Raw genomic sequence first — 7,970 nt, 5'->3', positions numbered from 1 at the left:
GTTCATCTGTCTGCCGTCTAAAGTGTGGGAAAGAGCCTTTAAAGTTTAAACTTCTTAAGACTGGTATCACAGTTTGATTCAAACATTTAACCATATCGTTTCTATTAGAACTGCTCATTGGCTCTCATTTAGTTTTCTGATAAGTGGAATTGGCAGTTACCCCTTACTTCCTAATATCCATCTTTCAATCTATTTCTTTCTTTTAAGGGGAAGGTTTTAGTTTTGGATATCCGTCTTTGGTTTTTAAAGGTGAGCCGCCAACTCCATGCTTTATAAGCAAACACTTTTTATCAAGAGACGCTAAACTGATATTTGTCATTTCCGAGCTTTGTAACTGTAGATTAGCAAGTTCTACCAAGGCGTTAGCAGAAGGGATGCCTTTGAAACGTTGTTCAAAATATAATGAGTTTGTATGAGCCTGAGCAACTTCGAGTATGAGACTATCAAGATGGTTCTTCATTGATTGTTCAGCTTCAACTTTTGAAACTCTCTCAACAAGAGTGGAAGTAGCAGACATTAAAGCACCTTTAATAAAATCTGGAGTAGCAAGGACTTTATAGGCGATATCTACATCAGATCCAATTAGATCAAGGTTCTCGATTTGCTTTTTGTATTCGTCAATCAAGCCATTGAGATCTTGATTAGCAAACTGTATAGAATCAGCCTCGTTTGAAATTGCATTAATTTCCTTAGCCTTAATCTCTTTTAATATCTTCCGGTTTGAGACTTGTAAGATAGCATTTGACTTCTCTATCGATGACTGAATCTGTTTATATGAATCTACAAATGGTGACCTGCATCCTACTATTAGAAAGATCAGTACAATTAACTTCTTATTGTTCATTTGTATGTGATTTTAGTTTTAACCACTCGTTAAAGTACCTGATTACTGTCTCATCAATATTGATTCTGTCCACTCCATCAATATACCATTGTACTTCGTCACTTATTAAATCACTCTTGGCATAATACAGAAAGTAGAACTCCTGAAGTGATTTCTCATAATCAAGTTCAAGGTAAAGATCTCTAAGCTCAGTAAGAACTGTTACTGATTCTAGCGTACCATCAAGGCGCATCTGTATAAGGTAATTGACATAATTCCATACAGTTTGGAGTTTATCAGAGAAGTCCAAGCCCCATTCATTAAGTGCTTTTGTAGTCAAGGTCTGCATTTCAAAGTAATCGAATGGCTCACCCATACCTGCCAAGATAACAAGATGTTCAGTATCATAACCATTCATTAGCATTTCAACTGCCCAATCAGACCAAGTCCTGTCAAAGTCACGATCTAATGCTTTATAAGCTAAAACCCTTATTGTAGAATTTGGTAATGGACGCATTTTAGAGAAAGTAGTGTTTAATAATAGTTCTTTTAAACGTATTGGGAGGATAAGCTTATATTGGTGCTATAGTTGGATAGATACTTCCTTACTAGCCCTCATGGGTTGTCGTCATCTTCTTCTCTTTATAATGTGGTTGCCATCCTCTTTATGCGTAATTTCATTAAAGTACACTAAAGGTGCATAATACAGTCTTTCAATGAAAGCCAAACTAGGTTTACCCTGTTTGTTTCTTATCAATTTAAGCAGCCCACCTATACCTTTCTTTACATAGTTTAAATGCTCGGCGAACTCATGTATTGAATAGCCTAAACTTGGTTCATTTATATGTGTCATTTCATTACGAAGCCTGCGAAGAGCCTTGAATTGAGTCCATTGATTTCCTTCGTTAATGTCATTCAAACTACCACCTGCGGAGTATGCCATAAAAAGATTTAATCTGTCTTCCAATCTAGAAGTCACCTTTAGTTCGTCAAGAACCGGAGACTTAATACCACTATGATTGTATATCAATATGTGCCGATTAATGAATGCATCAACAAGTGAAATACAGGCAGTAAGATATGCTCTATAATATCTTGTGCACATTACAAAATCATACTCATCGCTGTACATACAGGCTTCTTCTCTATAAAATAGAATGTCTTCAGAGAGAGCCATTTCCACAGGTATATTGGTCATCGGCGGTGTAAGGGATTTTGTATGTCCAGCATATGTGGATTCGATCTTTAGAAACCCCATAGTTGGCGTTGTTATCCCGAACATACCTCCAAAGATTTCATCTCTATTATCAGCATTAGATTGCGAGACAGATTCATATCCATTGGCCTTGACATCTGCTAACAGCTCTCTAAAAGAAACTTTATTAGTAGCACCGTTTCTAGATATATCAAAGGTCGCTCTTTCCCATCCACCTTTGGGAGATCGGACGCCATTGTCTAGCAGTGTTTTAATAAGTATCTTTTTTGCCTCAGTATTCGAGACTCCATACTGTTCTAATTCAAGGAATGCATGTTGAGTTTGTTCGTTCATTCGTCCAGTATTGTACCATCCCAAAATTTGTAATGCTCAGCAAACCAACACAAATGTTTTGATAGCCCCTCAAGATCAGGGAATAAGTTGAGGTAATTAATGCCGTAATGATTAAGCATATGTACCATTTCCTCCTTTAGACTCTTTGGAATGATAAATCTCTCCAACTCCCCTTTGAATGATTTGTTGTCAAACTCAAGAATGGGTTGGTTATGAATGGAAAAGTAACCATATTGATTAGCGATTCTCATAGTTGGTGTATTTGGCTGGTAAATAACTATGGATGGTGCTTTGATTAAGAAAGGATTAGGGTTTTTTTCAACATTTACAAATCGGGTAACTTTGTGTATGTAGATAGCACCATCAACATCCAAATTATCTGCTGATGCAAAAAAAGCAGCTGTAAGAGGATTATGAGTCCAATCAAGCATTCGAGTTGGTAGACCTGTGTGTTGTGCAATTGACAGTAACTCCCAGTCATTATAACGGTCATTGTTAAGGAGAGATACTGCTCTGCGTTTCCATTGCTTAAATAACTTTTCATCATTTGAATGAGAAAACTCATCTCTGCCAGCTTTGGGAACGAGTTTCCAATCAGCATTACTTTGTCCTCTGAACTTAAAGGTAGTTGATTTCCTTAAAGTCGCTAGCTTCTTATGAAACATTGTCAAATCTGCTATTATAGTTTCTTTCATTTTGTGATTAATATCTTCTTGGTGCTGATCTTGTATGTAGCTTAACATATGCTCATCTTTACGAGCATAGCCTTTTACATGCACGCTTCCATCTGATGAACTCCTGGATTTAGTTATTGATCTCTTAATTGCAGATGGTGTATAAGCGGATATGGTTTACCTAGTGCTATAACTTACGGTTAACCACCTTTCTACTCTATAAGTCGTCTTTTGCTTTGGCTCTTATGATAGCTCCATTGATTTTATCTAAGTAAGCTAGCTTAACAAAACAACTTGTTATACTGTTATGTTCAATCGAAACTTCTATGTCACCCTGCTCCGTCTGCCAAATCGAGTAGTACTTACATCTATCAAACTGAACTTGATACATCTTATTATGATCATCCTGACGCTCGTCATCAAATTTTTCAACTTTGGTACTTGGTTTCCCATACTTCTCTGTCAGCAACTCTTTCAGACTACTGTAATTTCCGTATAGTGCTGACCATGTTTCTCTGTCTGGAAAGGCAACAGCTATTTGATAGACCAAGTCTTTTTGCTTAAGCGTTGAAACCCCAACTACGCAATTCTTATAACCTGCGAAATCTCCTTGGAGGATCGCTGTCCCATCTTTAGTTGCGATGTGGCTGAAACCATTCTGTTTCATCTTAAATACATAATCTATCAAGGTGCCAGTTATCGGTACGCCTTTGAAAGTTAAGTGTTGGGAGGTTGGCTTTTGTGCGAATGTTATGACCGAGACTGTCAGCATAATCATAATTGCTAAAGTTGCCTTTAAAGATAGAATGTGTCGTTTCATCGAGCGTTAACTTTATAAGAGAGATTTAGTTATGCAAAGATAATAGAATGAGAGATGATTGCAAGTCAACCAATCCATCTTATCAATATCCAAGATTTTTTACTTAACCTACTTTAGGGGAGAGTTACCAGTTTTTGGATATGCTGAAAAGGTGTAGATATCGATGTTGTGTTTACAAGGTCAGGAGTGCTCCAAACAGTTGTTTACCTTTTAAAACGACAATCATAATGCTGACCACTCGTTGCACATTTTTATTTTGAAGAGGGTAATAAAACAGATACGACAGGGAAATGTGCATCGTCTTGCAGTTTTTACCTACCATTCAATATTGAATTCGAGATTTTTTCTCTGTACTCAACTAGACCGTGTGACTCCTCGAACGCTTTAAGCTGGTATACAGCAACATTAAAATCTTCTAACAATCTAGGTAGTTCGCAACCGCCTCCGTTGGAATTTATGTGATTATTATAAGCTACGATAGCATCAAAGTGATTTTTCATTAGCGTCCTATGCACCTCCACTAAGTGCTCAATCATATCATCGGTTTTCTGATAGATTCTTATTGACTTGCATTTATCAATACTCAAGAGTATTGATATGTCTTCGATATTTCCAATATCAATGATTTCAGCGCGTTTAACCGTATTTTTGAATGCGAATCTAAATTCTCTTTGATACTTATATCTTAATGGCTTTTCGAAGTAGCTTTTTGATCTTTCCGTCATGCCAAAGTCTGTATACTTAACAGGACTTGTATGAAAGTTCAAGTTAAGTTTGGTCAGTGACAATTCAACGCGTCTTATAAATTCTGCCACGCCTTGTATAATAAGCATGTGAGAACCAAAGTCTTTCATTTCAGCAGGAAGTTGTTCATGTAGCATGTTAAAATCGTTCTGGCTGGTGACTGCGTAGAGGCAAAAGATATTTATAAACAGCTCTTCATTTCTATAGGTAGAAAGGTAATTTCCATCAGGTAATCGGATTGATTCAACAGATATATCAAAGAACTCCCTTTTAAGGTCTATTGTGACGCCCTTTCCTATAGTTTGTTTGTATACCCTTTCATATTTATCACCAACAGCATTATTATCACAGCCTTCAAAGAACTCCAAAATATTAAAATACAGTTCGCCTCTTTGAAGTTGCTTGAGACGATCTTCACTCGAATACTTGATCAATGAAAGTAAAATTTCCTTACTATTAGTGTCCATCTATCTAAGATACAAATTACATTTAATATACTGCTCACCGCCTGCGAACTGAGAAAATGTGTGAGAATCAGTAGCTGCAAAGCAACAGGATTCGATCTATGTTTTAACACAAGCGTAGCGCAGCATTTTCGATTACGCATGGTGAGCTGAAAAGTGGAGCCTGACTAGATTTATCCAGGATAAAGCGAAGCAGATCCTAGATAAAGATAGAGAGAAGGCTCACGAAGGCATCTGCATTGCCAAAATTAAAACCATAACAGAAACTTATTGAATGGGTATTTCTTGTGGCGACCATAAACCACTTTTTCTTATGCCAGGAGACCACAAGGTGTATCCCAAACAGGCAAAAATGACTCCGATCAACCATGATTTTTGAAAAATAGATTTCATTTCCAACAATCCTCTGAGCTATTCCTTATTTTTGCTGGAGGTTATGGCCAAATAGCTTAATTAAGAAATGGATAATAGATTTTCTAACAGCAAACAGGTTGCGGTGGTTTCCACTTTTTCTCATCTTTTGAATACGAATTTTAAGGGAGATATAAATGCAATTTGCTGGCAGAGAGACCTGGTTGGCGACTTTAAGGAAATTGTATCCAAACTTGAACTGAAAGCGGACCTCACTGAAGTTTCTATGGAAGATCTCCATGCGCTTAAGCTATCGGAACAAGGTAGTATGGCAAGGGAAGTTATCTTAAGTGATTTTCAGTTGTTGGCAGACTCCGGAGCATCGCCTTCGCTCAATTTAATCAAAAGTTATCAGCGGGATGAGGAACTCGGTTTCATTTCAACAGATGTATATTCATTCCATGTAGACCGTTCGCCTATCGGTACGGATACTTTTTTATGTACCTATTATGGTGCGGCAAGTGAAATCATCGCTAATCATCAGGCTGAACAAAAAATCCTGGTCCCTGAAATCCGGCAAAAGCTCAAAGAGCTGCATAACGGTCCGGAATCGGAATTTGAAAGCTTTTTGATGGAACATTATTTTGACCTGCATTACCAGGCCAAAGCTGATGCAAGGCCTATTAATTTGGGATTGGGGCATTTATGGAGGTTGGCAGTAGATTATCCTGGTAAACAGGTTTTACCATGCGTGCACCGCGCACCCAACGAAAAAGATGGTGAGTATAGATTGCTTCTGATCTGCTAAAATTAAATTTTCTAATCTAATCCCCTTTATTAGCTGTTAATCAGATAGGTTACATCAGATTAATTATCTGCATGGCAATCTTTCTGTTTAAAAAATACCCCTCGAAAAGTTTCGTAGTTAACATTTCTGCTTACTAATTTAACATTACTGCTCTGTGGTCATGATATGGCATTGTAGTTTTGCATCATAAAAACATACCACCATATTCTAACCAATTAATTCTTTGTTCCGTTATGAAACGATTCTCTTTCTTTATTATATTTTTATTTGTTGCTGGGAGACTGCTTGCTGCTGAAGCTGTTGAGACGCTGGAGAATGGAATGAAGGTACACCCCAAGGGAGGAGCTGCCAAAACTATTGAAATAAATGTGATCAACAGCCGTATTGTTAGGGTACAGGCTTCACCCGAAAGCACTATTCCCCAGGTTACAAGCCTTTGCGTAGTAGCTGGGCTGACTCCGACAGTACCTTTCAAAGTAACAGGAAATGCAGAATTTGCCCAACTCTCTACCCAGGAACTTACCGTTAAGGTTTCCCTTGTTACAGGTAAGGTTTCATTTACTGATAAATTTGGAAAAGTAGTACTACAGGAGGCAAAAAGAAGTTTTAGTCCTATTAATGTTGAAAACGATAAAGGATATACCATGCAACAGGTCTTCTCGGGTACTCCAGGCGAGGCCATTTATGGGCTCGGACAGCATCAGTCTGACGATTTTAACTATAAACATAAAAGCGAAGACCTCTTCCAGTACAATACGAAAGTGGCGGTGCCATTCATCATGTCTACAAATAACTATGGGGTATTGTGGGATAATTATTCGCAGAGTAAATACGGCGATCCCCGAGATTATAAAGACCTGAACCAGTTTACCCTCTTTAATAAACAAGGCAAAAAAGGTTTCCTTACCGCTACGTATAATCAAAAAAATAACGCGCCTATTATCCGTCAGGAGTCGGCAATCGACTATGAAAACCTCACAACTGTGAAGAAATTTCCTGCAGATTTTAATTTTAACAATGGTTCTGTAGTGTGGGAAGGAGAAATTCTTGCCAACCAAACTGATATTTACAAGTTTAGTCTTTATTATGCAGGTTATACCAAAGTATGGCTTGATGGAAAATTGGTAGTACCGGAGCGTTGGAGAACTTCATGGAATCCGAATACTTATCGGTTTCCTTTCTCGCTAACAAAGGGAAAACGCACCAAAATAAGACTAGAATGGAAACCCGATGGAGGTGTTTCCTATGTTGGCCTTAAAGCACTTTCTTCATCTCCGATAGAAAAAAACGGTAATATATCCTTTTGGTCAGAAATGGGCGATAAGATGGATTATTATTTCGTGGCCGGCAAAAACATGGACGATGTAATCAGTGGTTACCGCACCCTGACTGGCAAGGCGAGTATTATGCCCAAATGGGCAATGGGTTTTTGGCAGAGCCGTGAGCGTTACAAAACCCAGGATGAACTATTAAACGTTGTAAGTGAATACCGGAAGCGTAAGATTCCGCTTGATAATATTGTGCTTGATTGGAATTATTGGCCCGAAAATGCCTGGGGAAGCCATCAGTTTGACCTGAAACGGTTTCCTGATGCCAAAGGAATGGTAGACTCCGTGCATAAAGAAAATGCAAATATCATGATATCGGTATGGCCAAAATTCTATGCTACAACAGATCATTTTAAACAATTTAAGCAAAAAGGATGGATGTATATGCAGGCAGTGCAGGATAGTGTAC

The 7,970-nt window shown here is 37.9% G+C and carries 8 protein-coding genes; 2 read left to right on the top strand and 6 right to left on the bottom strand.

All coding sequences use genetic code 11. From position 1 onward, the window contains the following. Positions 1-202: 202 nt before the first annotated feature. The 6 genes from AC1DPQ_RS11035 to AC1DPQ_RS11010 all read right to left on the bottom strand — a co-directional run bounded on the left by AC1DPQ_RS11035 (position 203) and on the right by AC1DPQ_RS11010 (position 5,077). The gene (locus AC1DPQ_RS11035) at positions 203-844 is read right to left on the bottom strand and encodes a hypothetical protein (RefSeq protein ID WP_477583568.1); all 642 of its coding nucleotides are present in this window, start codon (positions 842-844) and stop codon (positions 203-205) included. Beyond that, entirely contained in the window at positions 834-1,340 is a 507-nt protein-coding gene (locus tag AC1DPQ_RS11030; RefSeq protein ID WP_477583569.1) for a hypothetical protein, read from the bottom strand. Before AC1DPQ_RS11030 ends, AC1DPQ_RS11035 begins: the two co-directional genes overlap by 11 nt. A 111-nt stretch (positions 1,341-1,451) precedes the next feature. Beyond that, complete coding sequence (locus AC1DPQ_RS11025) at positions 1,452-2,372, bottom strand: hypothetical protein (protein ID WP_477583571.1); 921 nt, start codon at positions 2,370-2,372, stop codon at positions 1,452-1,454. After that, a complete protein-coding gene (locus AC1DPQ_RS11020; RefSeq protein ID WP_477583573.1) occupies positions 2,369-3,115 on the bottom strand; it encodes an FRG domain-containing protein in 747 nt (248 codons plus the stop codon). Before AC1DPQ_RS11020 ends, AC1DPQ_RS11025 begins: the two co-directional genes overlap by 4 nt. 148 nt (positions 3,116-3,263) lie before the next feature. Next, positions 3,264-3,866 (bottom strand): hypothetical protein, encoded by a 603-nt coding sequence (locus tag AC1DPQ_RS11015; protein ID WP_477583575.1) that lies wholly within the window; start codon positions 3,864-3,866, stop codon positions 3,264-3,266. 311 nt (positions 3,867-4,177) lie between these two features. Beyond that, the gene (locus tag AC1DPQ_RS11010) at positions 4,178-5,077 is read right to left on the bottom strand and encodes a hypothetical protein (RefSeq protein ID WP_477609262.1); all 900 of its coding nucleotides are present in this window, start codon (positions 5,075-5,077) and stop codon (positions 4,178-4,180) included. 457 nt (positions 5,078-5,534) lie between these two features. On the opposite strand from AC1DPQ_RS11010, the gene AC1DPQ_RS11005 reads away from it, so the two are divergent. Both AC1DPQ_RS11005 and AC1DPQ_RS11000 read left to right on the top strand, forming a co-directional pair. After that, on the top strand, positions 5,535-6,233 hold the full coding sequence (locus tag AC1DPQ_RS11005) for a DUF1826 domain-containing protein (protein WP_477586028.1): 699 nt from the start codon (positions 5,535-5,537) through the stop codon (positions 6,231-6,233). A gap of 233 nt (positions 6,234-6,466) precedes the next feature. Then, the coding region (locus AC1DPQ_RS11000) for a TIM-barrel domain-containing protein (protein ID WP_477609260.1) at positions 6,467-7,970 on the top strand (1,504 nt) is incomplete at its 3' end.

The organism is Pedobacter sp. 01T416_2, from assembly GCF_056398925.1.
The sequence above is the reverse complement of the archived record's forward strand: the minus strand, read 5'-3'. Positions and strand labels throughout refer to the sequence as shown.